The sequence below is a fragment of the Nocardia sp. NPDC050793 genome (assembly GCF_040654065.1).
GTDB lineage: Bacteria > Actinomycetota > Actinomycetes > Mycobacteriales > Mycobacteriaceae > Nocardia.
This window is the reverse complement of the sequence record NZ_JBFAHG010000003.1, coordinates 482,543-508,883: the sequence shown is the minus strand read 5'-3', so window position 1 is coordinate 508,883 and position 26,341 is coordinate 482,543. Positions and strand designations below refer to the sequence as shown.

The window sequence follows — 26,341 nt, the reverse complement described above, 5'->3', positions numbered from 1 at the left end:
TCGACACGCCCGCCGACACCAATATCCGGCTCCGGCGCGGGCGAGTCGACTTGGATATCGTCGCAGGTTCGCGTGCACTTCGACCCTGGCGCAGACCGCGCGGTCGGACAGCGAAACCGAGGTCCGCGAACCCCCTGGTTCAATGACCGCATGGACCTGATCCGCCACCTTCGCTTCTTCGTCTCGGTCGCGGACGAAGGACATTTCGGCAAGGCGGCGGCCGCGCTGGATATGACCCAGCCACCGCTGTCGCAGGGACTCCGCCGGCTCGAACGGCACCTCGGCGTCGACCTCATTCACCGCACCCGGCAGGGAGCCGTGCTCACGTCGGCCGGTCTGCAACTGCTCCCGCGGGCTCGGCTGCTCGTGGACGACACCGAGCGCCTGCTCGCCGAGGCGCATCGCATCGCGAACGCCCACGGCGCGGTGCACTGGGGCGCGACCGCGGCGCTGCCCGATCGGGTAGTCACGGCGTGTGTGGGCGCATTGCGTACCGTGGTGGCTTCGGATGCCGCGGTGTCCACGACGGTGGGCACGAGTGTCGACTTGGTCGCCGATGTGCGCTCGGGACTGTGCGATGTCGCGGTGATCGAGCATCCCGCCTTGGTCGACGGGGTCGAGGTCCGGCCGGTCGTCAAGGTGCCGCGGTGGCTGGTGGTGCCGTCGGATCATCGCAGCGCGGGCACCGAACGCCCCGCCTTCCCCATGCTCGGCGGACTGAGTTTCGCTTGTCCGCCGCGCTCGGCCAACCCGCCGGCCTTCGACACCGTCGTGGACCTGCTGCGCGAGCGGGGCCTGGACGCGCCGACCGTGCCCGCGCCCGACGATCGCACCATGTTCGCGGCGGTGGCGGCCGGAACGAGTTTCGGGCTCACCGCCATGCGTCCGTCGTCGATGCCCGGCGTGACGTGGCTGCGCATCGCACCGCAATCCGTTGCTCTGCGCGTCCGCGTCGTCCACCGTCCCGGCGCCGACGCCCATGCCGACGCGGTCGACCGGGTGCTGTACCGGGAGCGACTGCGGTGAGCACCGCCGAGGACCGAATCCGCGCCGTTTTCGCCGATGCCGGATGCAGCGGCTGGCTGCACGCCCGCCGGTGCGACGGCTCCTCGACCGAGATCTCCGTGGGCGGCGACGAGCGGGTCGTGCTCGCGTCGGTGTACAAGTTGCCGCTGTTCGTCGCGTTCTGCCGCCATGTCGACGCCGGGCGCATCGATCCCGCTACCCGGCTGACGGTGACCCCGTCCGACTGCACGCCGGGTCCGACCGGCATCGCTGCCCTGCGCGATCCGGTGACCATGAGCCTGCGCGACCTCGCGGCGTCGATGATGACCGTCTCCGACAACGCCGCGGCCGATGTCCTGCTGGGCGAGACGGGCCTCGGTGCCGTCGAGAGCCTGTTGGACGATCTCGGCCTGACCCGCACCCGCATCGTGGGTGGCACCGCCGACCTGCACCGCAGTCTCGTCCGCGACACCGACGCGCATACCACTGCCGAGGCATTCGCGGTGCTCGCGGAGAACGACGACGCGTGGTCGGTGTCGGCGTACGACCCGTCGTACACCAGCGCGACGACGCCGGAGGAGATGACCCGACTGCTGCGCGCCCTGTGGAGCGGCACGGTGCTGTCCGCAGAGCAGACCGAGTTCGTCCGCTCCGTTATGCGTCTCCAGGTCTGGCCGCATCGCGTCGCCGCAGGCTTCCCCCATCGCAGCGTGTCGACAGCGGGTAAGACCGGAACCATCGGGGTCATCCGCAACGAGGTCGCGGTTGTCGAATTTCCCGGCGAATACCCCGTCGCGGTAGCGATTTTCACCCGTGCGGCCCGTGCGGATCCGCACCTGCCCGTCGTCGACGCCGCCATCGCCGAGACTGCCCGCATCGCCGTCACCGAACTTCGCCTGCCCTTGCCGCAGGAGGGATGACAATCCGCGCCCGCAGCGAGCGAGAGAGCGGCGAAGGTGGCACCGAGCTGGTCGCACACTTCGGTCAGTCGAGTGCGCACACAAGTGTCGGGGCCTGGCGTCGCCGCCATGCCCCGACGTCCCGGATTTCCCGGCCGGGTGCTCAGACGTGGGCGGCCGCGAATTCCGCGGCGGGCCACATCGCCCAACCGTAGTTGCCGTGCGCCGCCGGATCGAAACCGCCGCCGCACACCGGGTCACCACCGGTGCAGTAATTGGCGGTGCGCCAGGCGTACAACCCCGGCACATTCCATCCGATCAGGCGAACCGGATCACCGAACAGCAGCACCGCGGCGATCCTCGATTCCAGCTCGTACGGCAGGACGTACATGCCGGGCAGCGCGGTCACGATGCCGGTGCCGAGCACGCCGTGCGTGACGACCGCGCCCTGCGAGTAACCGACCAGGATGAACCGCTGATCCGGGCACATCGCCGCTTGGGCCATGATGTGCGCGGTCATGTCCCGCGTGCCGTCGCTCACCGAGGACGGAACGAGCAGGTTCGCCGGGTAGTTCACCGCGTACGCGGTGGAGTCGACCGGAAGCGTTTGGAGCAGTGTGCCGTACAGCGGATCGCCGACCACACTTCCCAACCATCCCGGTTCCCCGGTACCTCGGGCCACGACCACGTCCACCGCAGCGCACGCGTCCGCAGACGCCTGCGTGCCGAGACTTGTCGCAGCTCCGAACCCCGCTATGAGCAATAGCACCGCGAATGCCCTTGCCACAGGTCGATTTCGGAACAGATTTACCTTCCGGTTGGCCATGACGATCACCCACTCACGCCGTTGTGAGAACACCGAGTGACGGTTGTCAGTGACTATCACTCGGCTATATCCGCGAAGGTAAGAACGGCAGTGAGTTGCGTCAAGCAACTCAATCCAAGCGAGACCGAGTCATCGCACAATCGTTGTGCGCGAAGGCTGCCCGGTGCGGTGCGAGCGCTACGGGACGAGAACCGCTGCGCCCGTGAACCGTCCGTGCGCGAGGTCGGCGAGCGCCCGATCCGCCCTGTCCAGGGAGTACCCCCGCGTCGTCACGGTTATCCGGTGCTTTTCGGCCAGGGCCAGGAATTCCCGCGCATCGGCTCGGGTATTCGCGGTGACCGAGCGAATTTCCCGCTCTTGGAACAGGTGTCGCTGATAATTCAACGCCGGGACATCGCTCAGATGGATTCCGGCGATCGCGAGCACGCCGCCGCGGTCCAGCGCCGCGAGCGCAGGCGGCACCAGCTCACCGACGGGCGCGAACAGGATCGCCGAATCCAATGGCGCCGGTGGCGGATCCGCGGCGCCCTGCACCGAGGTGGCGCCGAGCTCGCGGGCGAGCTCGCGCGCGGCCGGATCGCGGGTCATGACATGCACTTCGGCGCCGCGGGCCAGCGCGACCTGCGCGGCGATGTGCGCGCTGCCGCCGAAGCCGTAGATCCCGAGCCGCCCGCCCTCGGGAAGGTCGGCGCGTTGTAGCGCGCGGTAGCCGATGATGCCGGCGCACAGCAGCGGCGCCGTCTCGGCGTCGTCGTAGCCCGGGGGCAGATGATGTGCGTAATCTGCTGGAACAGTGGCGAACTCGGCGTATCCGCCGTCGGCGTCCCAGCCGGTGTAGCGCGAGTCGGGGCAGAGATTCTCCGCGCCGCGCAGACAGTAGCGGCACACTCCGCAGGTGCGGCGCAGCCAGGCGATGCCGACCCGGTCGCCCGGCGCGAACGGCCGCCCGGCCGACACCGCCGCCTCGGGACCGAGCGCGACGACTTCGCCCACCACTTCGTGCCCGGGCGTCACACCGGCCCGATGCACCGGGAGATCGCCCTCCGCCACGTGCAGATCCGTGCGGCACACCCCGCAGGCGAGCACCCGCACCAGCAGTTCACCAGTGCCCGGCTCGGGCGCCGGTTCGCGCACCAGCTCCAGCGGCCCATCGTCGATCGGGCCGGGGCGGCGAACGCGCCACGCGATCATCGGTTCACTCCGAATCACCTCTTCGCGATGTGCCGGGCTCGGACCAGTCTGGCACGATCTCGCCGCCACGGGCCCACTCCTCGCTACTCCCCTGGCCGCACCGGGCGCGTCGCGCGTTCCCGAGGTCCCGCGCTGGCCGGTTGGCGATCCAAGACGAGTCGATCGCGCAACCGGCGGCGGCCTGTACACCGGCATCGGCGGCCGACGTCCAGCTGATTCCGAGGCGGCGGGCCACACATCCGGCCGCGCCGGGCTGCGACTGCGGGAACCGGTAGAGGAAGGCGCGGGGCCAGGGCTGGCAGCCACGTGTGCTCCTTGCGCAGCAGCGCGTCCGCGGACTCCGTCGCCCAGGGCAGCCGGACGGCGAGATCGTCGCCGAGCCGCCACAGTTGGTTGTCCCAGCCACGTGCGCCGAGCCGCACAGGGTGATCGGCCAGGTCGGGGTGCTGGTCACGCAGCAGATCCCGCACCAACTTCGCGGTGATCTCGATCTCGCGGATCAACGGTAGCCGGGTGGCTGCGCGTCCCTCCCGGCGATATCGACGAGGTCAGCGTCGAACTCGACCAGCTGCGCATCGCCGCCGCGGCCGCGCGAGGCGACGGCGATACCGCGACCGAAGAAGCCTTGGCTAGCGAACGCAGGGCGAAGCGACCGACGGTTGAGCTCGCACCCGCGAGGTGGCGGGCACGATCATCGGCGTGGGGGCGGTCGCGGCGGAATACAGCCGCACGCCGGTTCGGCGTGCGCCGGAATCGATTGTCACCCCGACGATCTCGGCCTCGTGCCCGTACGCATCGGTGATCCGCGCGATGAAGGGTCCCGATCCGGCCCCGACGAGAGTCCAGTAGTTGTCCGTCCCGCGCGTCAGCTCGCGCCACTGCTCGCCCGCCTCGTCGCGCAACGCGACCCGGCGGATCGGGTTGCCGGTGCCGGTGATCAGCAGGGCAAGCCAGCCCCTCGACGAATCCGGCTTCACCGTGAAGCCGAGTTCGGGGACGGGCTCCGGGTCTCGCACCAGCCGATAGCTGATCTGGGCAACGCCGTCGGCGCGGTCGGCGATCCGGTCGAACGCGGCGACGCTCAGGTCCAGCTGTCCCGGAGCGCATCCCGGGCAACGATCGGCGACGAGCACGCGCACCGCCCCGCGCGGACCCCGGACGTCGAGGTGGCCGCCGCACAGGTCGGCGCGGCCGAACTCCGCGGTGGAGAGCCCGGCGTAGAGCCCGTCGGCGGGCAGATCCTCGAACGAGCACGCGGCGATCGACCTGGACGAGTAGTAGCGCGCCTCACCCGGCATCGGCGGCAGCGGCGGCCAATGTCGCGCGGGCGCACCGGAATTGTTTCCGGTCACCGGCGACCACGTCGGGACGGCATGCACGCCGCCGTCCGCCGCCGGCTCGCACGCGACCGCTTCCGGCCGCGTCGCCCATACCGCGACGCCGACCACCGCGATCACCGCGCCGACGACCGACCACACCCAGCCCATCCGAAAACGACCCTGCTGTATCGGTATTCGGTGCACCGCTGTCTCCGGCTTCCAGGCTCTCCTCGCTCGCGGACTGTCGATCCTGACTCGTCAAGGAAACCAGCAGAATTCATACCGCGCGGCCCGAACGGAAATTTTTCACCGCGACAGAATGGTCGGTCCGCAACGGGAGACAGTGAGCGATTCAGCTCGGTTGTCTGGTGATGGCGTACCGCTTTCAGGAGCTGGCGCGCTCGAGCTCCGCGTCCATCTCGGACAGCCGGTGGTCCATCCGATCGCGCTTGGCACGCAGGTACCGGATATTGTGCTCGGTCGGTGTCGATTGCAGCGGCACCCTGCGCACCACGGCGATGCCGTGCTCCTCGAGCCCGGCCTGTTTGGCCGGGTTGTTGCTCAGCAGGCGCACCGAGCGGACACCGAGATCGGCGAGCACTTGCGCGCCCGCGGCGTAGCGGCGCGCGTCCACCGGCAACCCGAGCGCGACGTTGGCCTCGACCGTGTCGGCGCCGAGGTCCTGAAGCTCGTAGGCGCGCAACTTGTTCAGCAGTCCGATGCCGCGCCCCTCCTGCCCGCGCAGATACACCACCACGCCGCCGCCCTCGGCGGCGACCGCGCGCAGTGCGGCGTCGAGCTGGTCGCCGCAATCGCAGCGCAGCGAGCCGAGCGCGTCGCCGGTGAGGCATTCCGAATGCAGCCGCGCCAGTACCGCGTCCGGGCCCGGTTCGCCGAAAACCATGGCGAGCGCCTCGGTTCCGGTGAGCTCGTCGCGGTAGCCGACGAGGCGGAACTCGCCGTACTCGGTCGGCATCCTGGTCTGCACCACGCGGGTCACCGTTCGCTCGACCCGGCGGCGGTACTCGATCAGATCGGCGATCGAGATGATCGGCAGCCCGTGGGCGCGCGCGAACTCCCGCAGTTCCGGCAGCCTGGCCATGGCGCCGTCGTCGCGCACGACCTCCGCGATCACCCCGGCCGGACGCAGTCCGGCGAGGCGGGCGAGATCCACCGCCGCCTCGGTGTGCCCCGGCCTGCCGAGCACGCCGCTCGGGTGGGCGCGCAACGGGAAGACGTGCCCGGGACGGGTGAGCTCGCGCGCCTCGGTGCGCGGGTCGGCGAGCGTGCGAAGCGTGTGGGCGCGGTCGGCGGCCGAGATGCCGGTGCTGACGCCGTGCGCCGCGTCGACCGACACCGTGTACGCGGTGCCTTTCGGGTCCTCGTTGACCGCGGTCATCGGCGGCAGCAGCAGGCGGTCCAGATCGGGGCCCGCCATCGGTGCGCACAGCACGCCGCTGGTGTGGCGCACCAGGAACGCGATGGACTCCGTGGTCGCCAGTTCGGCGGCGAGGATCAGATCACCCTCGTTCTCGCGGTTCTCGTCGTCGACGACGACCGCGATCCCGCCCGCGGCGATCGCCGCGATCGCCGTCTCGACCGGATCCAACGTCCGCTGTCCTGCGAATTCGGTACGCATGACCACCTCCTCCTATATGACTAGTAGAAATATCCCTAATCGATATAGAAAGCGGCAGTCCCGCTCAGCGGGCCGTTCCGGGTGCTCCCGCCACGCGGCGGACTCCGCCCGGCGGCGCGCATTGGGCGGATTCCCGACTCAGGACGCGCGGCGCCCCTTGCCCTTGGCGGCGCCCTTGGGCCGCCGCCCCTCGGCGAGCTTGTCGACGTCGGCCAGCAGTTCCCGCGCGAAGTCCCGCTCGGCCTCGTAGTGGCGCACGCACCAGCGCAGCACCGCGCCGGGATAGGCCCAGTCCGGATTCTCCTCGGCGCCCTCGGCGTCCACCTCGGCGAGCTTGCGCATCCGCTCGGCGTAGCCGATGTGCTCGGTGAGGATTTCGCGCAGCCGGTCCGGTTCGGCGAGATGGCCGAGCCAGGCGCGCAGCATCACGCTGTGCTTGAGAACGGGCGCCTCCACCGGCGCGTGATTGACCCAGTGCGCGGCCGCCGTGCGACCGGCCTCGGTGATGGCGTACATCCGCTTGCCGCGCACCCCGTCGTCCTGCAGCACGGTGCGCGAGGTGGCGAAGCCGTGCTTCTCGAGCCGCTTGAGTTCGGCGTAGATCTGGCTGAACGACGGGCTCCAGTAGAAGAACTGGAGGCTCCAGTCGGCCCACTTCTTCAGGTCGTAGCCGGACAATTCCTCGGCGTGCGAGAGCATTCCGAGCACCGCCCAGCTCGTCGTCGGTAGGTCGGGCACCCCGGCGTCCACGGAAACAGGCTTGGCATCGGTCACGCTAGGACTATATCGCCTAGGCATATGACAGGTGAGAAATCCCGTTGAGTGGGATTCACACGGCATCGATCCGGCCCCGATGTGACAGGTTTCACAACACGTATCACCAGAGCATCGGAGGGCGACCCATGTCCACCATTCCCAGCGACCCCGCGACTACCGAAAGTCCGGGTGTCGTCTCCGAATCCGCCGACGACACCGGACGACTCGACGGCGCGTCGCGCGGCAGGATCTTCGCCGTGCTCGCGGTCATCGTGCTGTTCACCGAGGTCGCCCCGATGCAGTACACGATCGTGGCCGCCGCGCTGCAGAAGATCGCGCCGACCTTCCCCGGCGTCGGCGCGAACATCAACTGGGCCATCATCGTTTTCGGCCTCATCGGTGCGGCTGCCTCGCCGCTGATCGGCAAGATGAGCGACGTCTGGGGCAAGAAGCGAATGTTCCTCGTCTGCGGCGTGCTGTTCATGCTCGGCTGCGTGCTCGACGCGATCACCTCGAACTGGGCGCTGTTCCTGATCGGGCGCGGCCTGCAGGCGACGGCCATCGCGACCGCCGTCATCGCCTATGGCTTGATCCGGGATCTGATGCCGCGCAAGTACGTTCCGATCGGCCTCGGTATCACCGCGACGGGCCTGGGCCTCTCGGCCATCGCGGGTCCGCTGCTCGGCGGGTTCCTGGTGGACAACTACAGCTGGCGCGCGATCTTCTGGTGCCTCGCCGGGTTCACGCTGCTGATGCTGCCGCTGGTCTGGTTCGTGGTGCCCGAGTCCAAGCTCCGCGTGCCCGAACGCATCGACGTCGCCGGCGCGGTGCTGCTGTCCGCCGGCGCCGGGCTCACCCTGATCTACCTGGACAAGGGCCAGGACTGGGGCTGGAGCAGGCCGACGACGCTGGCCTGGCTGGCGGCCGGTCTCGTGCTGCTCATGCTGTTCGTGGTGATCGAGAACCGGGTCAGCAGGCCGATCATGGACATGCGGCTGCTGTTCCACCCGAGGGTCGCGCTCGTCCTCGCCGGCGCACTGTTCGCGTCGTTCCTGATCGGCGTGCAGTCCTATGCGCTCGGCTACATGACGCAGACCCCCGACCAGGCCACCGTCACCGCGGGCGTGCAACAGGCCACGCTGGCGCAGGTTCAGCAGCAGACCGGACAACCGATACCGCCCGAGGCGGTACAGGTGACCCTCGATCCTGGCTACACCTACGGAAACGGTTACACCCTTTTGGAATTCGCGGTCCGCATCGCCCTGCTGCAAGCCGTGCTCGCGATGCTGTGCGGCGCGCTGGCCGGTGCGCTGGCCCGCCGGATCGGCGCCCGGCTGCCGCTGATCGTGGCGCTCGCGCTGTTCGTCGGCGCGGGGGTCTGCTACGCCATGCTCCCGCACACCTGGGTGACGTTCCTCTGGGTGAGCGCCGCGTTCGGCGTCGGATTCGGGTTCTACTACGCGGCCATGCCGATCCTCATGGTCGAGGCGGTCCCGCAGGAACAACAGGGCATCAGCCTGGGCATGCTCGGGGTCATGCAGTCCATGGGCGTGGCGATCGGACTGGCCATCGTCACGGCGTTCCTGCACGCCAGCCCGATGCGGGCGCTGGTCAGTGTCGGCGGTCAACCTGCTCCGCCGAGCCCGGTCCCCGGCATCTTCGGTGACAACGGCTACGAGCTGGGCTTCTGGGTCGCGGCGGGGGCGTCGTCGCTCGCACTGCTGATCGCGCTGGTCATGCGGCACGGCCGCACACCGGCGACCGGCGGCACCGCCTACTGATGCCGACGCTCGCGGCGGGGCCGGTCACCGACCGGCCCCGCTGTGCGTCACTCCGGCGCGGTATTGCGCAGGAAGCGATACTCGGCCTCGGCGATGGTTCCGAAATCCACCCCGGTGAGCCGGGCGGTCAGGGCGAAGACGTCATCCTCCTCGCACAGGCCGATCCCGTCCTCTTCGGGCAGCGGGACCCCTTCCTCGGCGACCGTTTCCCCTTCGACCACGAGCACGTCGCGCACGACGGCGCCATCGACGTACCAGCCCACGCCGTATGTGTCGGCCACCCCGTTGAGGATGAACGTCAGCACCCGGCGTCCTTCGGCCAAGCGCGGCGACAGCTCCTCGTCGTAGAGCGCGCTGATCCACGGATCGGCGAGTACGGTCCAGCCGCCGACCGTCGCGACCGCGTAATCGGCCGGAAAGCCGCTGCTGAAAACCTCGTCGCCCGAACCTTTTTCGCCCGATTCCTGGGGCGCGCCCGGCAGCGCTGCCAGCACATCGGCCCCGACCTCCCCCTCCACCAGCAGTCCGGCGGCGTTCCAGCCCATCACTTCTCCTTGCCCTCGGCGACGGGGCGATCACCCCGGGAGTAGTCTGCTGCCCATGTCGCGGACGCGCATCATTCGCATCGCCACCCGATCCAGCCCCATGGCGCTCGCACAGGCCGAGCACGTGGCGGCACTGCTGGCCGGGCTGGGGGTGGACAGCGAGCTGGTGAAGGTGACCACCGCGGGCGACCGCTGGATGGGGGATCTGTCGAAGCTCGGCGGCAAGGGCGCGTTCGTCAAGGAGATCGACCTCGCGCTCCAGACCGACCAGGCCGACCTGGCGGTGCACTGCCTCAAGGACATCCCTGGCGACATCCCGGTCCCGGAAGGCTTGGCCTTCGCCGGATTCCTGGCCCGCGAGGACGTGCACGATGCGGTGATCACCGCGAGCGGCGCGCCGCTGGCGGAGCTGCCTGAGGACACCGTGGTCGGCACCAGCTCGGTGCGCCGGGCGGCACAGCTGAAGCTGCATTTCCCGCAGCTGACCGTGAAACCGTTGCGGGGCAACGTGAACACCCGGCTCGCGCGGCTCGAGGAGGGACACGTCGACGTGCTCATCTGCGCGGTCGCCGGGCTGCACCGGGTACGCCAAGAGCACCGCATCACCGAGATCCTCGATCTGGACACCATGTGCCCGCCGGTCGGCGCGGGCGTCATCGCGCTGGAATGCCGCGCCGACGACGCCTGGCTGCTCGACGTCGGCGGCGAACTGGATCATCCGGAGACACACCGGCACGCCGACGCCGAACGCGCCATGCTGCACGCGCTACAGGGCCACTGCAACTCCCCCATCGCCGGCTACGCCACCACCGACCCCGCGGGCCGGCTCACCTTGCACGGCAAGGTCTTCGACAGCGACGGCAGCCGCTGGCTGGACGCCAAACACTGGGGCGTGCCGGAGGACCCGAAGGCCCTCGGCTTCTTCGTCGGCGCCGACCTGCTCCGCCAAGGCGCTCGCGCACTCATCGATTCGATCCCGCACTGATCCTGCGCCGTCGAGACGGCATTGCCGGCCGCCACCATCGTCCGCATCCCCACGCGGGATCGGTCGCATCATGTCGGCCGAGTGGCCGCGCTGATTCGTGCCGCGGTGAAGGCTCCCGGCTACGCCCCGAGTTCCGGCCCGCGGCGCTGCGAATGTCCGGTTAGGATCGCCTCCGACCTCACCGGCTCTTCCGATCTGACACGGACTCCGTGTCGTGGAAATCCGCACCCCGAACTGGCTTGTCGGCACCGAGCGGGTGCCTGGAATCGACTGGCTTTGCCAGGTCGTGACGTGGCAGCCTCGGTGCATGAGCTGGGACGAGGCATTCGCGGTCGGCTATGAGGAGTGGTCGGCGCACATGACCGAGGACGTTGCGTTCTACGTCGGTCTGGCGCGGGAGGCCGACGGGCCGGTGGTCGAGCTGGCAGTGGGGAACGGCCGTGTCGCGATCCCGGTCGCGCGTGCGACCGGGCAGCGGGTGATCGGCCTCGACTCGTCGCCTGCGATGCTCGAGCAGGCCCGTATTCGTGCCAGCAATGTAGGCGTGGTACTCGATCTGCGCGCAGCTGACATGCGCGACCTTCGCCTCGACGAGCCGGCGGGGCTGGTCTACTGCCCGTTCCGCGCGCTGCTCCACTTGGCCACGTGGGCCGATCGCCGCCGCACGTTCGAGCGCGTGGCCGCCTCGTTGCGGCCAGGCGGGCGGTTCGCCTGGAACGCGTTCGCCTTCGACCACCACATCGCCGCCCGCGTCGACGGCGTGCATCAGGACGAACCGCAACCGCACACGATCCGGTACTCGGTGGGCGACAACAGGATCGACATCACCCGCGACGGCGGCGCCCGAAGCTCGCTGTGGTGGGCGACGAAGAACGAATGGCTCGGGCTGCTCGATATCGCCGGCCTCGAATTGGAGGCGCTGTATGGCGGATTCGCTGGCGAACCGTTTGCTGACAACAGCACCGAATACGTGTTTGTCGCCCGCCGTCCTGTCATCGAGTGAGCGCTGCGCCGAAGCGCTCAGCGCCAGCGAGCGTGCCGCGGGAACAGCGCGCGACCGGCCTCGTGGGCGACCTCGACGAGAACCCGCGCCAGCCGAGCGGTATCCAACGCGGGCCGCTCACCACTCACCTGCCCGGACAGCGACAGCGCGGCCACTGCGGCGCCGCGCCCGCGCACCGGCACGGCCACGCACGCGATGCCGTTGACCGATTCCTCGTTGTCGACGGCGACGCCCTGGCGATGCCGGATCCGGTTCAGTTCCCGGTGCAGTTCGCCTCTGTCGCAGACAGTTCGGGCCGTCAGCTGGGGCAGCCGGTCACGGAACGACGCTTCGACGATGCTGGGTTCCAGCGTCGCGAGCAGCGCCTTGCCCAATGCCGTGCTGTGCGCGGGCATTCGGCCGCCGAGGCGGGTCGGGATGGTCGCGGCCAGGCGTCCACCCGCCTTGTCGAGGTAGAGCACTTCGCGCCCGTCGAGCACGCCGAGGTGTCCGACCATCCCGGTGCGCTGACACAGATCGTGCAGCAGCGGGCTCACCACATCGCGAATCTCGTTGTGGTCGGCGGCGAGTCCGCCGAGCTCCAGGGTGCGCATGCCGAGGCGGTAGCCGCCGGGAGCGTGCGCGAGCCAGCGCAGGCGAATCATCTGGTCCAGGATGCGGTGCACCGTGGAACGGGGCAGCCCGGTCCGCTCGGCGAGACCTAGCAGGGTCAAAGTCGGTGTCGCGCCGTCGAACGCATCTAGGATCAGCGTCATTCGTTCGATCATCGACACCGGCGGCTGGGCCGGCTTGGCGGTCGCACGACCCGTACCCGTCCACTCGCCGGACTCGGGATGGGTCAGCATCTCGACCGTCATGGCTCACCTCCATTGTGTAGCGAATCAAGCTTAGAAGTATTTCGATTAGGCATGTGCAATTTCGGCACATGTGTTTGTGTCTCCCATCACAGTGCCGCGCCCGCGTCGAGCCTGAATCCCGGAAACTACGGAGATCGGTACGGATCTTTCTCGGTAGCCGGAACCCGTGCTTGACACCTCCGACACCCCGCCGCCTACGGTCATGACGAAACGGAATATTTCTAGTCGAAACTAGGAGCACCATGGCCGTCGATCTCGACTTCAAGGCCGTCCTGGGCCGATTCTGCACCGGCATCACCGCGATCACGGCGCTCGAAGGCGACCAGCCGCTCGGCTTCGCCTGCCAGTCGTTCTCCGCGCTGTCGCTGAGCCCGCCCGCGGTCGCCCTGTTCCCGGCCCGCACGTCCACCACCTGGCCGCGCATCCGCGAGGTCGGCCGGTTCTGCGTCAACATCCTGGCCGACGATCAGGAAGACGTGTGCAGGCAGCTGGGCCGCAGCGGCCAGGACAAGTTCGCCGACCTGCGCTGGCGCCGCTCCCCCAACGGCTCGCCGCTGCTCGACGGTTCCCTCGCCTGGATCGATTGCACCGTGGAGCGGGAGGTCGACGGCGGCGATCACACCATCGTCGTCGCGCACGTCACCGATCTCGGCGAGCAGCGCGAGGCCGCGCCGCTGCTGTTCTACCGGTCCGGCTACGAGCGGCTGGCGGTGGTCTGAGCGCCTCCCGATCAGTGGGACCACGCCTACCGGCGCCGCGAACGCCGTCACAGCATCGAAATAGCCCGGAACGACATAGGCCTGAGCGAAATACCAGTGGAGGACCCGACATCATGAGCACGGCGAACACCGACGATCAGGTGCGCGTGATCGACACCGGCGCCCCGCCCGCCCGCTACGCGCGCGGCTGGCACTGCCTCGGCCTCGCCGACAGCTTCCGCGACGGCAAACCGCACACCATCACCGCGTTCGGCACCGAACTGGTGGTCTTCGCGGGCACCGACGGCACGCTCAACGTGCTCGACGCCTACTGCAGGCACATGGGCGGCAACCTCGGCGACGGCACGATCAAGGGCGACACCATCGCCTGCCCTTTCCACGACTGGCGCTGGAAGGGCAACGGCCGCTGCGCCGCGATCCCGTACGCGCGCCGGGTGCCGCCGCTGGCCCGCACCAAGGCGTGGACCACGCTCGAGCAGAACCGGCAGCTGTTCGTCTGGCACGACCCCGAAGGCAACCCGCCGCCGGAGGGCGTCACCATCCCGCGCATCGAGGGCGCGTTCAGCGACGAGTGGAGCGACTGGACCTGGAACCAGATCGTCATCGACGGCGCGAACTGCCGCGAGGTCATCGACAACGTCGTCGACATGGCGCACTTCTTCTACGTGCACTTCGCCTTCCCGACCTATTTCAAGAACGTCTTCGAGGGCCACGTCGCCAGCCAGTACATGACCTCCATCGGCCGCGAGGACATGCAGGGCGAGCTGGCCAAGGAAGCGGGCGGCAAGAACGTGCTGCACTCCGAGGCGCACTACTACGGCCCCTCCTACATGATCGACAACCTGGTCAACGAGTCCAACGGCCAGACCGTGGAGGCGGTGCTGATCAACTGCCACTACCCGGTCAGCCCGACCGAGTTCGTGCTTCAGTACGGCGCGATCGTCAAGAAGCTGCCCGGACTGTCCCCCGAGGACGCCGACGCGATGGCGGTGCGGTTCGCGGGCGGGCTCGGCCGCGGCTTCGAGCAGGATGTGGCGATCTGGAAGCGCAAGACCCGCATCGACAACCCGCTGTTGTGCGAGGAGGACGGGCCGGTGTACCAGCTGCGCCGCTGGTACGAGCAGTTCTACCGGGACGTCGCCGAGGTGGACGAGAAGATGACGGCCCGTTTCGAATTCGAGGTCGACACCACCCGCGCGATCAGCGCGTGGGAGGCCGAGGTCGCCGAGAACCTGGCCACACAGCGCGCGAGCAGCGAGGCCTGAGCGCAGCGCCATGGACGCCGTCATCTGTCAGGCCTGCGGAAACCGGGTCGCCGTAGTCAAATTCAGCCCGGCGCACACGAGCGTGCAGTGGACCGCCGCCGCGGCGCGCCAGTGCGCGGAGCTCGGCGGCAACGGCAACGGCGGCGGACCGGTGCCGGGCTGCGCCGCGCTGCGCCGCAGCATCGACAACGCGGTCATCGCGGGCGCGCTCGGACTCAGCACCCGAGAGCAGGATCTGCTGTGAGCGAGCGAGCCAGGCACGCAGCAGCTTTGCTCACTGTGGAACCGAGTACCAGCGAGGTGGAGTCGTGAGTATCCGGTTGCGCGTCGCGCGCGTGATCGCCGAGACCGCTGACGCGGTGTCGCTGGAGTTGGTCGCCGAGGGCCCGCGGCCCGCGTACCGGCCCGGTCAATTCCTCACCCTGCGGATCCCCAGCGACCGCACCGGGTCGGTGGCGCGCTCGTACTCGCTGTCGAGCGCACCGCACGAGGACGGGCCGCTGAAGGTGACCGTGAAGCGGACCGCAGGCGGCTACGGCTCGAACTGGTTGTGCGACAACGCCACCGAAGGCATGGAGCTCGAAAGCCTGCCCCCGGCAGGGGTGTTCACTCCGGCCTCACTCGACGACGACCTGCTGCTGCTCGCGGCGGGCAGCGGGATCACGCCGGTGCTGTCCATCGCGAAAGCGGCGCTGGCGCAAGGACGGGGCCGCTGCACCCTGGTCTACGCCAACCGGGACGAACGTTCGGTGATCTTCGCCGCCGAACTGGCTCGGCTCGCGGCGGCCCACCCGGACCGCCTCACCGTGGTGCACTGGCTGGAGACCGTGCAGGCTCTGCCTTCCGCGCGTCAGCTCGAGTCGCTGTTGGCGCCGTGGGCCGATCGCGCCGTCTTCGTCTGCGGGCCGGAGCCTTTCATGGATGCGGTCGAGTCGGCCGCCGCCGCACTCGGTGTCGACCGCGTGCACTCGGAGCGGTTCATTTCCCTCACCGGTGACCCGTTCGCCCCGGTGCCCGCCGCCGACGCGGGGCACGAGGACGCCGCGGCCGTCACCGTCGACATCGACGGCGAGACCCACGAATTCGGCTGGCCGCGCGAGACCGTGCTGCTCGACGTGCTGCTCGCCCGCGGCGTCGAGGCGCCGTACTCGTGCCGCGAGGGTGCGTGCAGCGCGTGCGTGTGCCGCGTGAGCGACGGCGAGGTGAAGCTGCTGCGCAACGACGTATTGGAGAAAGAAGACCTGGCCGACGGCTATGTGCTTGCCTGCCAGGCGATTCCGGTCACCGACACGGTCCGGATCACCTATGACTGAGGAGAACCACCCCATGGCTGTCATCAGCTCGCTCGGTTATGTGAAGGTCGCGGTCAGCGATCCGCACGCCTGGCGCACCTTCGCCTTCGACGTGATGGGTTTCGCCGAGGGCAGCGGGCCCGACCCGGATGCGATCTACCTGCGGATGGACGAGCGCGGCGCGCGTTTGGTGCTGGTGCCCGGCGACACCGACAAGGTGGTCGCCGTCGGCTGGGAGGTCCGTGACCACCGGGCGCTGGCCGCGGCGCGTGACGCGGTGCTCGCAGCGGGGATCGAGGTCACCACGCTCTCGGTCGAGGAGGCCGACGCACGCCGCGTCGAGGAGGCGATCGCCTTCACCGATCCGGCGGGCACACCCGTCGAGGTGTTCCATGGTCCGGTGCTCGACCACAGCCCGGTCGTCACCCGGCACGGAAACCGTTTCGTCACCGAGGGACTCGGCCTCGGTCACGTGGTGCTGCCGGTGCCCGATCTGGACGTCGCGTTCCGCTTCTACACCGACGTGCTCGGCTTCCTGCCGCGTGGCGCGTTCCGGCTGCCGACTCCGCCAGAGTACGGCCCGATGCGGGTGCGGTTCCTCGGCGTCAACCAGCGGCATCACAGCCTGGCGCTGATTCCCTCCGGCGGCAAGGAAGGCTCCGGCCTGGTGCACATCATGGTCGAGGTCGATGCGCTCGACGACGTGGGCCGGGCGCTGGACCGGGTCGGCAAGGCCGGCTACCACCTGTCCTCCACGCTGGGCAGGCACACCAACGACAAGATGATCTCCTTCTACGTCCGCACCCCGGGCGGCTGGGATCTGGAATTCGGCACCGAGGGGCTGCTGGTGGACGAATCCACCTACACCGCGGAGGAGATCACCGCGGACAGCTACTGGGGCCACGACTGGTCGCGCTGACGGACCCGAACTCGAAGTCAGGACAACTGAATTGAACGACACCGCGGCGTCCGGACCCACTCGGTTCGGCTTCTTCCTCGCGCCCTACCATCCCCTCACCGGCAATCCCACACTGCAATTGCACCGCGATCTGGAACTGGTATCGCTGGCCGAACGGCTCGGCTACGCGGAAGCCTGGGTCGGCGAACATCATTCGGCCGGACTGGAGATCATCGCGGCGCCCGAGGTGTTCCTCGCCGCCGCGGCGCAGCGCACCAGTCGCATCCGGCTCGGCACCGGGGTGAACTCGCTGCCCTATCACCAGCCGCTGATGCTCGCCGACCGGCTGTGCCTGCTGGACCACCTCACCATGGGCCGCACCATGATGGGCGTCGGCCCCGGCCAGCTGGCCACCGACGCGGCCATGCTCGGGATCGATCCGGTGCGGCAGCGGGACATGATGCACGAGTCCATGGCGGTGCTGGTGCGACTGTTGCGCGGGGAGACGGTGACCGCGGAGACCGACTGGTATCGCCTCGGCGAGGCGCGGCTGCAACTGCTGCCATACCAGCCCGGCGGCATGGAAATGGCGGTGGCGTCGACTATTTCGCCTTCGGGTGCGGTGTTGGCCGGTCGGCACGGCGCCGGGCTGCTGTCGCTGGCCGCCTCGGATCCCAGCGGCTACGAGGCGCTGGTGCCGAACTGGAAGGTCTACGAGAAGACCCTGCTCGAGCACGGGCACGCGGTGGACCGGTCGCGGTGGCGGCTGGTCGCGCCGATGCATCTCGCGGAGACGCGGGAGCAGGCGATGCGGGACGCGGAGTGGGGCGTCGGGCACCTCGTCGAGTACATCGAGAAGCTCAGCGGCCGGACCGCGCCGTGGGGTCGATCGCCGCGAGATGCCGTGCGGCAGTGGGTCGGTGAGGGCTTCCCGGCCTTCGGTCGCGCCACCATCGGCACACCGGACGACGCGATCGCCGCCATCGAGAAGCTGACCGAACAGTCCGGGGGTTTCGGCACCTTCCTGCTGCTCGGGCTGAACATCGCGGACTGGGACGCCACCCAGCGGTCCGCGCGCCTGTTCGCCGAATACGTGATCCCGCACTTCACCCGCGCCAACCGGAACCGGGTCGCGTCACTGGAGTGGGCGGAGGCCAACAGCGAACGCATGATCGGCGGTCTGCAGGCGGGTATTCAGAGCGCATTCGACAAACACGGCCGGACGCTGGCTGCCGCACTCGGCGCCGACACCGACGAGGAGGGCCACTGATGCGCGCGGTGGTGATGCGGGATCGCCGTCTGGTCGTCGACGAGGTCCCCGATCCGGTGCCGGGTCCCGGCCAGGTGCTGGTGGAGACGGTGGCCTGCGGGATCTGCGGGTCCGACAAGCAGGCGCTCGATTTCACCGACGAGTTCCTCCAGGCCTCACGCGACAGCGGCGTGCCGACCTTCGAGTTCGACCCGGGCCGGGACGTGGTGCTCGGCCACGAGATCGCCGCCCGCGTCGTCTCGGCCGGGCCGGACACACCGCACGAGCCCGGACAGCTCGTGGTCGCCCTGCCGTGGGCGGTGGACCATGCGGGACAGATCCACGGTGTCGGATTCTCCAACGAATTCCCCGGCGGTTACGGGGAGCGCATGGTCTTGCAGGCCATGGCGCTCGAGCCGATCCCGTCGCATGTGCCGCCGCACATCGCGGCGCTGACCGAACCGCTCGCGGTCGGCTTCGGCAACGTGGCGCGCACCGGGATCGGGCCGTCCGGGTCGGGCATCGTGATCGGTTGCGGTCCAGTCGGTTTGGGCACGGTCGCCGCGCTCGCGGAACGCGGCGTCGCACCTATCGTCGCCTCCGATCCGTCGAAACTGCGGCGCGACACGGCCTTACGACTCGGCGCACATCGCGTCGTCGACCCGAGATGGCGGATCCGATCGAAGTGTGGCGCGAGGCCGCCGCACCCGGCCAGCTCCTGCACATCTGGGTGTGCGCCGCGGTGCCCGGCCTGATCAACGACCTGATGTACACGGCGCCGCGGCAGACCACCATCTTGCAGATCGGCGCGGTGATGACAGACGACGTCATCCGCCCGATCGTCGGCATCTACAAGGACATCTCGTTGCAGATGTGCATGGTCTACCCGCACGAGGAATACGCGAGGACGCTCACCCGCATCGCGGACGGCACCATCGACGCCGCGTCGCTGATCACCGACCAGGTAGGACTGGACGGTGTAGCGAAGGCCATCGACGCCCTTCGCAATCCGGACGGGCACATCCAGATCCTGGTCCGCCCGGACCTGTGAAAGGGCCGTGCGTCGGGCCCGTCACCCTCTGCCCCGGGCCCGACGCACGTCCGCCTCCCCCAACGGCGGCCTCTCGACGCCGAATACACCGATCTCAACGGCCAGCGATCAGCATCCGCCGCTCCCATACGCCGACGCCTCATACCCGCCAGGATCGGGTTCAGTTGCCGTACTGTTTGGTTTCGGGCCGTTCGATCACGATCCCGTGAGCCGGTTCCTCGGCCACCGGCCGATGCTCGACTCCGCGTGGAACGACGAAGATTTCGCCGGGACCGAGCGTCACCGGCTCGCGGTCTTGTAATTCGATGCGGAAGGTGCCGCTCCAGCACAGGAACAACTCGTCCTCCTCGTGGTGGTGCCAGGGGAATTCACCGTGGAAGCGGGCAATGCGCACCACGGCGTCGTTGGCCGTGGCCAGGTCCCGCGGCTGCCATGGTCCGGTCAGGTCATCGATGACATCGGTGATGGAGATCTTGCTCATGACCTCATCCTCACGGCGGCCGGGTCGCGAGCCTAGAGCCAATCGAGGCAGAATGGTTTGCGTATGGAGCCAATCGAACTTGCCGACAGGCTCGGTCGCTGGTCCGCCGACCGAGGGCCGTTGTATCTGCGGCTGGCCGGGCGGTTGCGGACGTTGATCGATGACGGTGAGCTGCGGTCGGGCATGCGGTTGCCGCCCGATCGCAGGCTTGCGAAAGCACTTGCGGTGGGGCGCAGCACCGTCGTGGCGGCCTACGACCTGCTCAGTGTGGAGGGTCGGGTGGTGCGCCGTCAGGGTAGCGGCACCCGCGTCGCGGGATCCGGAGTGCTCCCGGCCCGGGAGACCACCCATTCTCCGGCGTTTCTGCAGCTGCTCGAACCGGACGCCGATGTCATCGCGCTCGCCTGTGCGGCTCCTGCGACACCGCCACCCGAGGTGGCTCAGGCATATCAGCACATCCTGCCCGAACTCGCTGCGGTCGAGGGCGACATCGGTTATCGGCCGTTTGGACATCCGCTGTTGCGCAAGATGATTGCTGATCGATACCTGACACGTGGCGTGCCGACCGATCCGGAGCAGATTCTCGTCACCGGTGGGGGACAGCAGGCGCTGTCTTTGCTCGCCCACGCACTACTCAGGCCTGGCGACCGGGTTCTGGTGGAGGCGCCGACCTATCCCGGTGCGCTGGAGGCGTTTCGGGAGGTCGCGGCGATGCTGCGGACGGGCCCGGTTGGCCTCGGCGCGGTGACCCCGGCTGCGCTCGCCTACGTCGTGGCGACCTACCAGAACCCCACGGGCGCAGTGCTTTCCGCGCTGGCCCGGCGAGCACTGGTCAAGTCGGCGAGAACAGCCGGGGTACCGCTGATCGACGACGAGGTGCTGACCGAACTCGGATTTCCGGGCACCGATCCGCCACCACCGCCGTTGGCCGCCTACGACGACTCCGTGATATCCATCGGTTCGCTCAGCAAGATCGTCTGGGGCGGACTGCGTGTCGGCTGGGTGCGTGCGCCGATCCCGGTGATCGCCCGGTTGGCTCGGCTGCGCGCAGTGCACGACCTCGGCGGCAACATCCCAGCTCAGTTGGCCGCAGCCTGGCTGCTTCGCGATCTGGACGCGCTGCGTGAACGAATCACGAAGCAGCGCAAGGAAAGCCACGACATACTCGTTACCGAGTTGACCGACCGCCTACCGGAATGGGAGGTCCCCGCAGTGTCCGGCGGTCAGACGCTGTGGATCCGCCTACCCCGCGGGGACGGCACCTCCTTCGCCCAGCGTGCCCTGCGACACGGTGTCGCGATCCTGCCCGGTGCCGGTCTCGACGCCTCCGGCGGCAGTATCGAATACGTCCGTATCAGCTTCGTCGCTGATCCCGACAACCTCCGCGAGGCCGCACGCCGCTTGGCCGAGGCATGGCGGAGCTATGAACCACCTGACCAGCCCGCTCCGGGATCACCACCACTGGCTGTCTAGACCGATTCTGATGTCGCTGGAAAGGGGTCTGCCCAGCTCGAACTAGCCGTCCCCACTGGCGGATACCACGACTTCGCCGATCACGGAACCCTTGCGACCGAGCAGGCGCCGTCGATCCCGCCGTAAGCCGTGCGGTAGAGCGGCACGACATGCCGGGGATACGGCCCGGCACCGCGAACGGGTCTCTACCATCGACCGGCAGCGTGGGCGAGCCCGCTATGCCCGCCGCGGCGGCCTGTTGGGCATCTTCCTCGTGGAGCGCTGCCAGAATCGGGGACAATCGATGCACTCGAGGGCAGCACACAGGCGGCGACGAGCTCGCCTTCCTCTCCTGCCATGGAAACCGGACCCGCTTCGATCGGAGCGGGCGCGTGCATATCGCGACACCGCCGCTGGCATGGATACTCGACGCTGGCCTGGCCTCAGATCTGATGATGTCTCTGACTTCAGCCCTCATCTTGGCCGAGCTGTTGTTGGAGCGCGGATGCTGTGTCGTGAGCGCAGCGCCGTGCCGGTCACCGAACTCCAGCTTCAGGTTGTGACACAGCGAACACCACGCGGTATTCGCCCCGATGCGCCGACGAAATCAGTGGGCGTTCATGCGAAACGGCGGTGGCAGCTCATCACGGCTGCCTGTGGTGGCGGCCAGGCTGCATGAGGCATGCAAGTACCGTGCAAGGCGAGTTCTCCACTGTTGATGCCATGACAGCAACAGTCGAGTCAGAAGATCGGGCAGAGGTCAGCGCGCTGCTCAGTCGCTACTACCGAGCGGTCGACGACAAGCGGGTCGATCGCACTCTCGTAGAGGAGACATTCGCGGCGGACGGTCGCTGGGTGAGTCCAACCGGCCTCGCAAGGATCGGTTTCGAGGCCATTACAGCTCAGCAGATCGAGGCCATAGCTCTGTTCCGAGCCACTCATCACATGACCACCGATCACATCATCAGAATCGAGGGTGACAGCGCGCGCCTACAGGCCAACGTGACCGCCATGCACTTATGGGCATCCGGCACCGGTGACGAGGCTGCACTCGAATCGCACTTCCTGGCAGGCGGCGTATTCGACGGGCACGCTGTGCGAACGAGCGCGGGATGGCGATTCTCGGAGCTGGCCCTGCGGATCGTTTGGCGCACAGGTGCTCTGCCGATTCACATCAGCCCAGAGAAGGTGTGAGGTTCTGACCGCTGCCCGGCCGGGCAGGTGTCCGGCGGGGCTGAGGTCAGCCGTCGTAGCGGTTGAGCGCGAAACCGAAGGCGCCGGGGGTCAGCGTATCTGGCCGCAGGTCAGCGTCGTGGGCAACGACCTGACCGGCCAGTCGAATGCGGAGCACAGAACTCCCCAGCCGAGTCGCTTCCTCAATGGAATCCCCACTCCCAGAAGCAGATTGCGGGACAGGGCGCGCTCTCCGAGATTCCCGTCGTCGTCGCGACGTCGGCGAGGGTGATGCCGCGGTCGCGGCGCAGTGCACGCAGCCTCGGTCCCTGTGCCTGTATCGCGGTACACGAGCCCATCTTGCCGGAACCGCAAGATTGCGTGCCAGATGCTGCTGAGCTGGGCGAGACTGAGCGCGTCTCGACAGAAGGAGTCTCGATGAGCACGACCGATGCGGTCATATTCTGGGACGGCGTCTATGCGACCCGCCCGGCTACGACCGACCCGAAGCCGAATCACCGTCTCGCCGAGACGGTTTCGGGTTTGTCTCCCGGCCACGTCTTGGACCTGGGATGCGGCGACGGCGGGGACGCGCTGTGGCTCGCCCGCCGGGGGTGGCATGTCACCGCCGTCGACATCTCGGCCGTGGCGGTGGAACGGCTTGCCCGCCTTGCCCGCTCATACGAATTGAACGACCGGGTCGTCGCCGAGCGGCTCGACCTGCGCGAGTCCTTCCCGCAGGGAAGTTTCGACTTGATCTGCGCCCACTACCTGCACACTCCCTTCGATTTGGACAGGGCAACAGTCCTGCGTGCGGCCGCGCACGGGCTGCGCTCGGACGGGCTGCTGCTGATCGTCGACCACGGCTCGACCGCGCCGTGGTCGTGGAACCAGGATCCCGACGTCCGATACCCGAGCCCGCGGGAGGTCGCCGCAGGTATCGAGCTGGACCCGGCGAGGTGGGTGGTCGAGCGGGCCGACGCGCCCCGCCGGATCGCGACCGGACCGGATGGGCGCACCGCCGAGGTCACCGACCACGTCTTGCTCATCCGACGCACCGCCTGACCCGCTCCGCAAAGGAGGCCACCATGCCCACCGTCGCCCGCCGCACCGACACCCCGCCGCCCCGGACCGGAAGCAGCGAGATCGAAACCCTGCGCGGTTTCCTCGACTACTTGCGGACCTCGATCGCCGCGAAGGTCGACGGCGTCCCCGAACCGCAGGTCCGAACGGCCGCGGTGCCGTCGGGCACGAACCTGCTCGGCCTGCTCGAGCACCTCACTTTCGTCGAGCGCTCGATGTTCCTCGGGGACAAGGTCACCGACTGGCAGGCGACGTTCCGGGTCGCGCCGACCGACAGCGTGGCCGACGTCGTCGGCCGCTACCGACAGACGGTCGAGCGCGCGAACGAAGTTCTCGACGGGTGCACCGACCCCGGCGCACCGGTCCCCCGGCCCGGCCGACCTGCTCCCAGTGTCCGCTGGGCTCTCACCCACATGATCGAGGAAACCGGCCGCCACGCCGGTCACGCGGACATCCTCCGCGAATTGATCGACGGCGCGACCGGGCGCTGACTCCACTCGCAGTCTCGAATCGAGGACACCAATTCATGATCACCGCACCGCGACCGTCGTCGCACCACTCCGGCCGATCCGCCCGCGCAGTGGCGACCGCCGCACTCGCCCTCCTGCTCGCGATCGGCACCGGGGCTTGCGGCACACCAGCCGCCGACGACGTTCCCGCCTACGCTGCCGTCACGCGGGACGATCCGCAGTTCACCAGCGCCTTCCGGCACGAGTTCGCCGATGTCGACGGCGTCCGGATGCACTACGTGACCGGCGGAAGCGGGCCGCCGGTTGTGCTGATCCACGGTTGGCCGCAGACCTGGTTCGGCTGGTGGCCGATCATGCCCGCGCTCGCCGAGCACCACACCGTCTACGCCGTCGACCTTCCCGGACTCGGCGACAACATCGGCTCACCGACCGGATACGACAAGGCCACGCTGGCGCGGTACGTGCACACCCTGATCGCCGATCGGCTCGGGGTGCGTGACGCCCGCGTCGTCGGGCACGATTTCGGCGCCGCGGTGGCGTTCCAGTACGCCGCCCAGTTCCCCGCCGACACCGCACGCCTCGGCTACCTCGACCTGCCGCTCCCCGGGCCCGGAATCGCTGGGTCCACCTACCGAACACTGAGCTGGCACATCGCCTTTCACTCCCAGCGCCGGGTTCCCGAGGCGGTGGTGGGCGACGACGTCCGCGAGTACCTGGCGCTGTTCTACCCGCAGGTCTCGTTCGGCGGCACGGCGTTCGGCGGCAGCTCGGACCGATCCCCGTTCACCGACACCGAGATCGACGAGTACGCGCGGACCTACCGCCGACCCGAGGCCTTGTCGGGCGGCTTCGAGCTCTACCGCGCCCTCGACCAGGACGTCCGCGATGCCACGGCAGCAGCACCGGTACGTGTTCCGACCTTGCTCATGACCGCCCAGGGACAGCTCGACCCGGTCCGAGCCACCGCGGAGCCGCGCATCACCAACATCGTTCGCGCCGTGGATGTGCCGAACGCGGGACACTGGCTCGTCGAGGAGAACCCCCAATTCGTCACCGCGGAGCTGCTGCGTTTCCTCGACGGATAACCCCGCCCCCAGTCTGGCGTGGGGTGCCGCACAGCACCCCCGCCGGCGTGTTTCAGGTGGATCGAACCGAACGTCGAAAGGACGAGAAATGCCCCACTATCGAGTCAGCTCCACGAGCACGGCCCCTGTCACCAGAGTGTGGAGCCTGCTCATCGATGGCCGAAGCTGGCCTCGGTGGTCCTCCGGGCTGGATGAACTGATCGAGGAACGCTCGAGCGGACTCGATCCGCACGGCCGGGACGGAGTGGGAGCGGTCCGCGCGTTCCGCACCGGCCGAGTCGTGACAGGCGAGCGCCTGACAGAGCTGGTTCGGCATCGACGTCTTTCGTACGAGGACGCCTTCAACTTCGCACTGAAGGACTACCGCGCCGTGGTCGAGCTGAAGCCGACCGCGACGGGCGGCACAACGATCACCTGGCACGGCACCTGGCGGATGCGACCCGGCATCGGCTGGCTCATGCCCTTCATCCTTCCCCGTGTGATGCAGCGAATGGCCGAGGACCTCGCCGGCTACGCCGCCGACGCGTCCGAGGCTCTCGACCCCACACCCTGAGTGCCGGCACCGCTCAAGCCGGGGTGCCCTCCCACTCGAACCCGTCCGGGTCGGCGAATGCCCCGAAACCGCCGGCGATGGCGATCCGGTGCGACCCGGTGCCCTCCGGGGAGACGCCGGCATCCTTGGCGGCGGCACGGCGCCCGTAGAGCGCCAGCTTGACCGTAGACGGCGGGGTGTCGAACTCGACGTACTTGCTGCCGAAGCTCTTCCCCACGGCCAGGCCGTGGTCGACGTAGAACTGCTTGGTCGCCTTGACGTTGTCGACCCCGAGGAGCACCACGAAGTCGTCGATCTCCCGGGTGGGCGGGCGGGTGTCCTTCTTCGCCGACGTCGCGATCTTCCAGATCGTCCCGTCCGGAGCCTGGATGACGCCGCCATATCCCCAGAAGCTCTTCTTGGCAGGCTTCAGCGTCGTCGCGCCGGCGTCGAGAGCGGTGCCGACGAGGCTGTCGACAGTGCTCGGCTGAGACACGACGAGCGACAGGATGAAGCCACGGAAGCCGGTCGTCGGCGCCTCCGAGGCGCGGAGGCGCACCTTGTCGCCGAGACCGAACGCGGCGTCGTAGAAAGCCGCGGCGGCCGTGGGGTCGGGCACCTCGAGGATGACGGAGTCGATGGCGGTCTGATCGGGGGCGATGTTCATGGCGACAACGCTAATCGCGGCCGGGTGACCGGTGCTTCTCGATTCCTGATCGGTTCGGCCCGTGTCTCCGCATAGATTTCGTGGCCGGCCAGGGCACACGACTGCGGCAGAGCAGCGT

Annotated in this window: 29 protein-coding genes and 1 pseudogene; 19 read left to right on the top strand and 11 right to left on the bottom strand. The window is 68.8% G+C overall.

Annotated features, from left to right (window positions below; translation table 11 throughout):
* Positions 1 to 150: 150 nt before the first annotated feature.
* Positions 151 to 1,026, top strand: coding sequence for a LysR family transcriptional regulator (locus AB0H50_RS12925; RefSeq protein ID WP_357450680.1), 876 nt, complete (start codon positions 151 to 153; stop codon positions 1,024 to 1,026).
* Positions 1,023 to 1,925, top strand: coding sequence for a serine hydrolase (locus AB0H50_RS12920; protein WP_357450679.1), 903 nt, complete (start codon positions 1,023 to 1,025; stop codon positions 1,923 to 1,925). The genes AB0H50_RS12925 and AB0H50_RS12920 overlap by 4 nt, the downstream gene beginning before the upstream one ends.
* 142 nt (positions 1,926 to 2,067) lie before the next feature.
* Here AB0H50_RS12920 and AB0H50_RS12915 read toward each other — a convergent pair whose 3' ends face one another.
* The 6 genes from AB0H50_RS12915 to AB0H50_RS12890 form a co-directional block, all read right to left on the bottom strand.
* On the bottom strand, positions 2,068 to 2,598 hold the full coding sequence (locus AB0H50_RS12915; RefSeq protein ID WP_357450676.1) for a cutinase family protein: 531 nt from the start codon (positions 2,596 to 2,598) through the stop codon (positions 2,068 to 2,070).
* A gap of 309 nt (positions 2,599 to 2,907) precedes the next feature.
* Entirely contained in the window at positions 2,908 to 3,921 is a 1,014-nt protein-coding gene (locus AB0H50_RS12910) for a zinc-binding alcohol dehydrogenase family protein (RefSeq protein WP_357450673.1), read from the bottom strand.
* Positions 3,922 to 4,004: 83 nt separating this feature from the next.
* A complete protein-coding gene (locus tag AB0H50_RS12905; protein WP_357450671.1) occupies positions 4,005 to 4,424 on the bottom strand; it encodes a hypothetical protein in 420 nt (139 codons plus the stop codon).
* Positions 4,425 to 4,550: 126 nt separating this feature from the next.
* A complete protein-coding gene (locus AB0H50_RS12900; protein WP_357450669.1) occupies positions 4,551 to 5,408 on the bottom strand; it encodes an expansin EXLX1 family cellulose-binding protein in 858 nt (285 codons plus the stop codon).
* A 217-nt stretch (positions 5,409 to 5,625) separates the two neighbouring features.
* Positions 5,626 to 6,879: a bifunctional 3,4-dihydroxy-2-butanone-4-phosphate synthase/GTP cyclohydrolase II gene (locus tag AB0H50_RS12895; RefSeq protein WP_357450667.1), complete on the bottom strand. Its 1,254-nt coding sequence runs from the start codon at positions 6,877 to 6,879 to the stop codon at positions 5,626 to 5,628.
* 138 nt (positions 6,880 to 7,017) lie between these two features.
* Entirely contained in the window at positions 7,018 to 7,653 is a 636-nt protein-coding gene (locus AB0H50_RS12890; RefSeq protein ID WP_357450665.1) for a PadR family transcriptional regulator, read from the bottom strand.
* A 128-nt stretch (positions 7,654 to 7,781) separates the two neighbouring features.
* Here AB0H50_RS12890 and AB0H50_RS12885 point away from each other — a divergent pair, with 128 nt between their 5' ends.
* Positions 7,782 to 9,416 carry an MFS transporter gene (locus AB0H50_RS12885; protein ID WP_357450664.1) on the top strand — a complete coding sequence of 545 codons (1,635 nt, stop codon included), beginning with the start codon at positions 7,782 to 7,784 and terminating at the stop codon, positions 9,414 to 9,416.
* Between the two features lie 47 nt (positions 9,417 to 9,463).
* On the opposite strand, the gene AB0H50_RS12880 is transcribed toward AB0H50_RS12885, so the two are convergent.
* Positions 9,464 to 9,961, bottom strand: coding sequence for a hypothetical protein (locus AB0H50_RS12880; RefSeq protein ID WP_357450662.1), 498 nt, complete (start codon positions 9,959 to 9,961; stop codon positions 9,464 to 9,466).
* A 55-nt stretch (positions 9,962 to 10,016) separates the two neighbouring features.
* Here AB0H50_RS12880 and hemC point away from each other — a divergent pair, with 55 nt between their 5' ends.
* A complete protein-coding gene (hemC, locus tag AB0H50_RS12875; protein ID WP_357450660.1) occupies positions 10,017 to 10,946 on the top strand; it encodes a hydroxymethylbilane synthase in 930 nt (309 codons plus the stop codon).
* 214 nt (positions 10,947 to 11,160) lie between these two features.
* Positions 11,161 to 11,949 carry a class I SAM-dependent methyltransferase gene (locus AB0H50_RS12870; RefSeq protein ID WP_357450658.1) on the top strand — a complete coding sequence of 263 codons (789 nt, stop codon included), beginning with the start codon at positions 11,161 to 11,163 and terminating at the stop codon, positions 11,947 to 11,949.
* 17 nt (positions 11,950 to 11,966) lie between these two features.
* On the opposite strand, the gene AB0H50_RS12865 is transcribed toward AB0H50_RS12870, so the two are convergent.
* Complete coding sequence (locus AB0H50_RS12865) at positions 11,967 to 12,806, bottom strand: IclR family transcriptional regulator (RefSeq protein WP_357450656.1); 840 nt, start codon at positions 12,804 to 12,806, stop codon at positions 11,967 to 11,969.
* A 242-nt stretch (positions 12,807 to 13,048) separates the two neighbouring features.
* Here AB0H50_RS12865 and AB0H50_RS12860 point away from each other — a divergent pair, with 242 nt between their 5' ends.
* The 8 genes from AB0H50_RS12860 to AB0H50_RS12825 all read left to right on the top strand — a co-directional run bounded on the left by AB0H50_RS12860 (position 13,049) and on the right by AB0H50_RS12825 (position 19,280).
* Positions 13,049 to 13,525, top strand: a complete 477-nt coding sequence (locus AB0H50_RS12860; protein ID WP_357450653.1) for a flavin reductase family protein — start codon at positions 13,049 to 13,051, stop codon at positions 13,523 to 13,525.
* Between the two features lie 113 nt (positions 13,526 to 13,638).
* On the top strand, positions 13,639 to 14,790 hold the full coding sequence (locus AB0H50_RS12855; protein WP_357450651.1) for a Rieske 2Fe-2S domain-containing protein: 1,152 nt from the start codon (positions 13,639 to 13,641) through the stop codon (positions 14,788 to 14,790).
* 10 nt (positions 14,791 to 14,800) lie between these two features.
* Entirely contained in the window at positions 14,801 to 15,034 is a 234-nt protein-coding gene (locus tag AB0H50_RS12850; RefSeq protein WP_357450649.1) for a hypothetical protein, read from the top strand.
* 64 nt (positions 15,035 to 15,098) lie between these two features.
* Entirely contained in the window at positions 15,099 to 16,103 is a 1,005-nt protein-coding gene (locus tag AB0H50_RS12845) for a ferredoxin--NADP reductase (protein ID WP_357450646.1), read from the top strand.
* A 13-nt stretch (positions 16,104 to 16,116) separates the two neighbouring features.
* On the top strand, positions 16,117 to 17,001 hold the full coding sequence (locus tag AB0H50_RS12840) for a VOC family protein (RefSeq protein ID WP_357450644.1): 885 nt from the start codon (positions 16,117 to 16,119) through the stop codon (positions 16,999 to 17,001).
* A gap of 31 nt (positions 17,002 to 17,032) precedes the next feature.
* Positions 17,033 to 18,250 carry an LLM class flavin-dependent oxidoreductase gene (locus tag AB0H50_RS12835; protein WP_357450641.1) on the top strand — a complete coding sequence of 406 codons (1,218 nt, stop codon included), beginning with the start codon at positions 17,033 to 17,035 and terminating at the stop codon, positions 18,248 to 18,250.
* Entirely contained in the window at positions 18,250 to 18,984 is a 735-nt protein-coding gene (locus AB0H50_RS12830) for an alcohol dehydrogenase catalytic domain-containing protein (RefSeq protein ID WP_357450638.1), read from the top strand. The genes AB0H50_RS12835 and AB0H50_RS12830 overlap by 1 nt, the downstream gene beginning before the upstream one ends.
* Positions 18,972 to 19,280, top strand: a complete 309-nt coding sequence (locus tag AB0H50_RS12825) for a hypothetical protein (protein ID WP_357450635.1) — start codon at positions 18,972 to 18,974, stop codon at positions 19,278 to 19,280. The genes AB0H50_RS12830 and AB0H50_RS12825 overlap by 13 nt, the downstream gene beginning before the upstream one ends.
* A gap of 160 nt (positions 19,281 to 19,440) precedes the next feature.
* Here AB0H50_RS12825 and AB0H50_RS12820 read toward each other — a convergent pair whose 3' ends face one another.
* On the bottom strand, positions 19,441 to 19,761 hold the full coding sequence (locus AB0H50_RS12820) for a cupin domain-containing protein (RefSeq protein WP_357450632.1): 321 nt from the start codon (positions 19,759 to 19,761) through the stop codon (positions 19,441 to 19,443).
* Positions 19,762 to 19,824: 63 nt separating this feature from the next.
* Between AB0H50_RS12820 and AB0H50_RS12815 the strand changes: the two genes are divergently transcribed.
* Together AB0H50_RS12815 and AB0H50_RS12810 are read left to right on the top strand one after the other, a co-directional pair.
* Positions 19,825 to 21,234, top strand: a complete 1,410-nt coding sequence (locus tag AB0H50_RS12815; protein WP_357450630.1) for a PLP-dependent aminotransferase family protein — start codon at positions 19,825 to 19,827, stop codon at positions 21,232 to 21,234.
* A 672-nt stretch (positions 21,235 to 21,906) separates the two neighbouring features.
* Positions 21,907 to 22,407 carry a nuclear transport factor 2 family protein gene (locus AB0H50_RS12810; RefSeq protein ID WP_357450627.1) on the top strand — a complete coding sequence of 167 codons (501 nt, stop codon included), beginning with the start codon at positions 21,907 to 21,909 and terminating at the stop codon, positions 22,405 to 22,407.
* 213 nt (positions 22,408 to 22,620) lie between these two features.
* Here AB0H50_RS12810 and AB0H50_RS12805 read toward each other — a convergent pair.
* Positions 22,621 to 22,745: pseudogene (locus AB0H50_RS12805) on the bottom strand (helix-turn-helix transcriptional regulator); the annotation flags it as partial.
* 79 nt (positions 22,746 to 22,824) lie between these two features.
* On the opposite strand from AB0H50_RS12805, the gene AB0H50_RS12800 reads away from it, so the two are divergent.
* From AB0H50_RS12800 to AB0H50_RS12785, 4 genes are all read left to right on the top strand, one after another.
* The gene (locus AB0H50_RS12800; RefSeq protein ID WP_357450625.1) at positions 22,825 to 23,451 is read left to right on the top strand and encodes a class I SAM-dependent methyltransferase; all 627 of its coding nucleotides are present in this window, start codon (positions 22,825 to 22,827) and stop codon (positions 23,449 to 23,451) included.
* Between the two features lie 23 nt (positions 23,452 to 23,474).
* Positions 23,475 to 23,960 carry a DinB family protein gene (locus AB0H50_RS12795; RefSeq protein WP_357450622.1) on the top strand — a complete coding sequence of 162 codons (486 nt, stop codon included), beginning with the start codon at positions 23,475 to 23,477 and terminating at the stop codon, positions 23,958 to 23,960.
* 35 nt (positions 23,961 to 23,995) lie between these two features.
* Positions 23,996 to 25,024 carry an alpha/beta hydrolase gene (locus AB0H50_RS12790; RefSeq protein WP_357450619.1) on the top strand — a complete coding sequence of 343 codons (1,029 nt, stop codon included), beginning with the start codon at positions 23,996 to 23,998 and terminating at the stop codon, positions 25,022 to 25,024.
* 88 nt (positions 25,025 to 25,112) lie between these two features.
* Positions 25,113 to 25,577, top strand: coding sequence for an SRPBCC family protein (locus AB0H50_RS12785; protein WP_357450616.1), 465 nt, complete (start codon positions 25,113 to 25,115; stop codon positions 25,575 to 25,577).
* 13 nt (positions 25,578 to 25,590) lie between these two features.
* Here the strand turns inward: AB0H50_RS12785 and AB0H50_RS12780 are convergent, their stop codons facing one another.
* Complete coding sequence (locus AB0H50_RS12780) at positions 25,591 to 26,223, bottom strand: glyoxalase (RefSeq protein WP_357450613.1); 633 nt, start codon at positions 26,221 to 26,223, stop codon at positions 25,591 to 25,593.
* Positions 26,224 to 26,341 lie beyond the last annotated feature (118 nt).

What these genes read in the sequence shown, in the direction of transcription:
- AB0H50_RS12855 (WP_357450651.1), top strand. Translation starts at nt 13,639, where the DNA reads ATGAGCACGGCGAACACCGACGATCAGGTGCGCGTGATCGACACCGGC.
- AB0H50_RS12860 (WP_357450653.1), top strand. Translation starts at nt 13,049, where the DNA reads ATGGCCGTCGATCTCGACTTCAAGGCCGTCCTGGGCCGATTCTGCACC.
- AB0H50_RS12815 (WP_357450630.1), top strand. Translation starts at nt 19,825, where the DNA reads ATGGAGCCAATCGAACTTGCCGACAGGCTCGGTCGCTGGTCCGCCGAC.
- AB0H50_RS12865 (WP_357450656.1), bottom strand. Translation starts at nt 12,806, where the DNA reads ATGACGGTCGAGATGCTGACCCATCCCGAGTCCGGCGAGTGGACGGGT.
- AB0H50_RS12850 (WP_357450649.1), top strand. Translation starts at nt 14,801, where the DNA reads ATGGACGCCGTCATCTGTCAGGCCTGCGGAAACCGGGTCGCCGTAGTC.
- AB0H50_RS12795 (WP_357450622.1), top strand. Translation starts at nt 23,475, where the DNA reads ATGCCCACCGTCGCCCGCCGCACCGACACCCCGCCGCCCCGGACCGGA.
- AB0H50_RS12830 (WP_357450638.1), top strand. Translation starts at nt 18,250, where the DNA reads ATGCGCGCGGTGGTGATGCGGGATCGCCGTCTGGTCGTCGACGAGGTC.
- AB0H50_RS12840 (WP_357450644.1), top strand. Translation starts at nt 16,117, where the DNA reads ATGGCTGTCATCAGCTCGCTCGGTTATGTGAAGGTCGCGGTCAGCGAT.
- AB0H50_RS12885 (WP_357450664.1), top strand. Translation starts at nt 7,782, where the DNA reads ATGTCCACCATTCCCAGCGACCCCGCGACTACCGAAAGTCCGGGTGTC.
- AB0H50_RS12800 (WP_357450625.1), top strand. Translation starts at nt 22,825, where the DNA reads ATGAGCACGACCGATGCGGTCATATTCTGGGACGGCGTCTATGCGACC.
- AB0H50_RS12900 (WP_357450669.1), bottom strand. Translation starts at nt 5,408, where the DNA reads ATGGGCTGGGTGTGGTCGGTCGTCGGCGCGGTGATCGCGGTGGTCGGC.
- AB0H50_RS12820 (WP_357450632.1), bottom strand. Translation starts at nt 19,761, where the DNA reads ATGAGCAAGATCTCCATCACCGATGTCATCGATGACCTGACCGGACCA.
- AB0H50_RS12925 (WP_357450680.1), top strand. Translation starts at nt 151, where the DNA reads ATGGACCTGATCCGCCACCTTCGCTTCTTCGTCTCGGTCGCGGACGAA.
- AB0H50_RS12895 (WP_357450667.1), bottom strand. Translation starts at nt 6,879, where the DNA reads ATGCGTACCGAATTCGCAGGACAGCGGACGTTGGATCCGGTCGAGACG.
- AB0H50_RS12780 (WP_357450613.1), bottom strand. Translation starts at nt 26,223, where the DNA reads ATGAACATCGCCCCCGATCAGACCGCCATCGACTCCGTCATCCTCGAG.
- hemC (WP_357450660.1), top strand. Translation starts at nt 10,017, where the DNA reads ATGTCGCGGACGCGCATCATTCGCATCGCCACCCGATCCAGCCCCATG.
- AB0H50_RS12880 (WP_357450662.1), bottom strand. Translation starts at nt 9,961, where the DNA reads ATGGGCTGGAACGCCGCCGGACTGCTGGTGGAGGGGGAGGTCGGGGCC.
- AB0H50_RS12785 (WP_357450616.1), top strand. Translation starts at nt 25,113, where the DNA reads ATGCCCCACTATCGAGTCAGCTCCACGAGCACGGCCCCTGTCACCAGA.
- AB0H50_RS12790 (WP_357450619.1), top strand. Translation starts at nt 23,996, where the DNA reads ATGATCACCGCACCGCGACCGTCGTCGCACCACTCCGGCCGATCCGCC.
- AB0H50_RS12910 (WP_357450673.1), bottom strand. Translation starts at nt 3,921, where the DNA reads ATGATCGCGTGGCGCGTTCGCCGCCCCGGCCCGATCGACGATGGGCCG.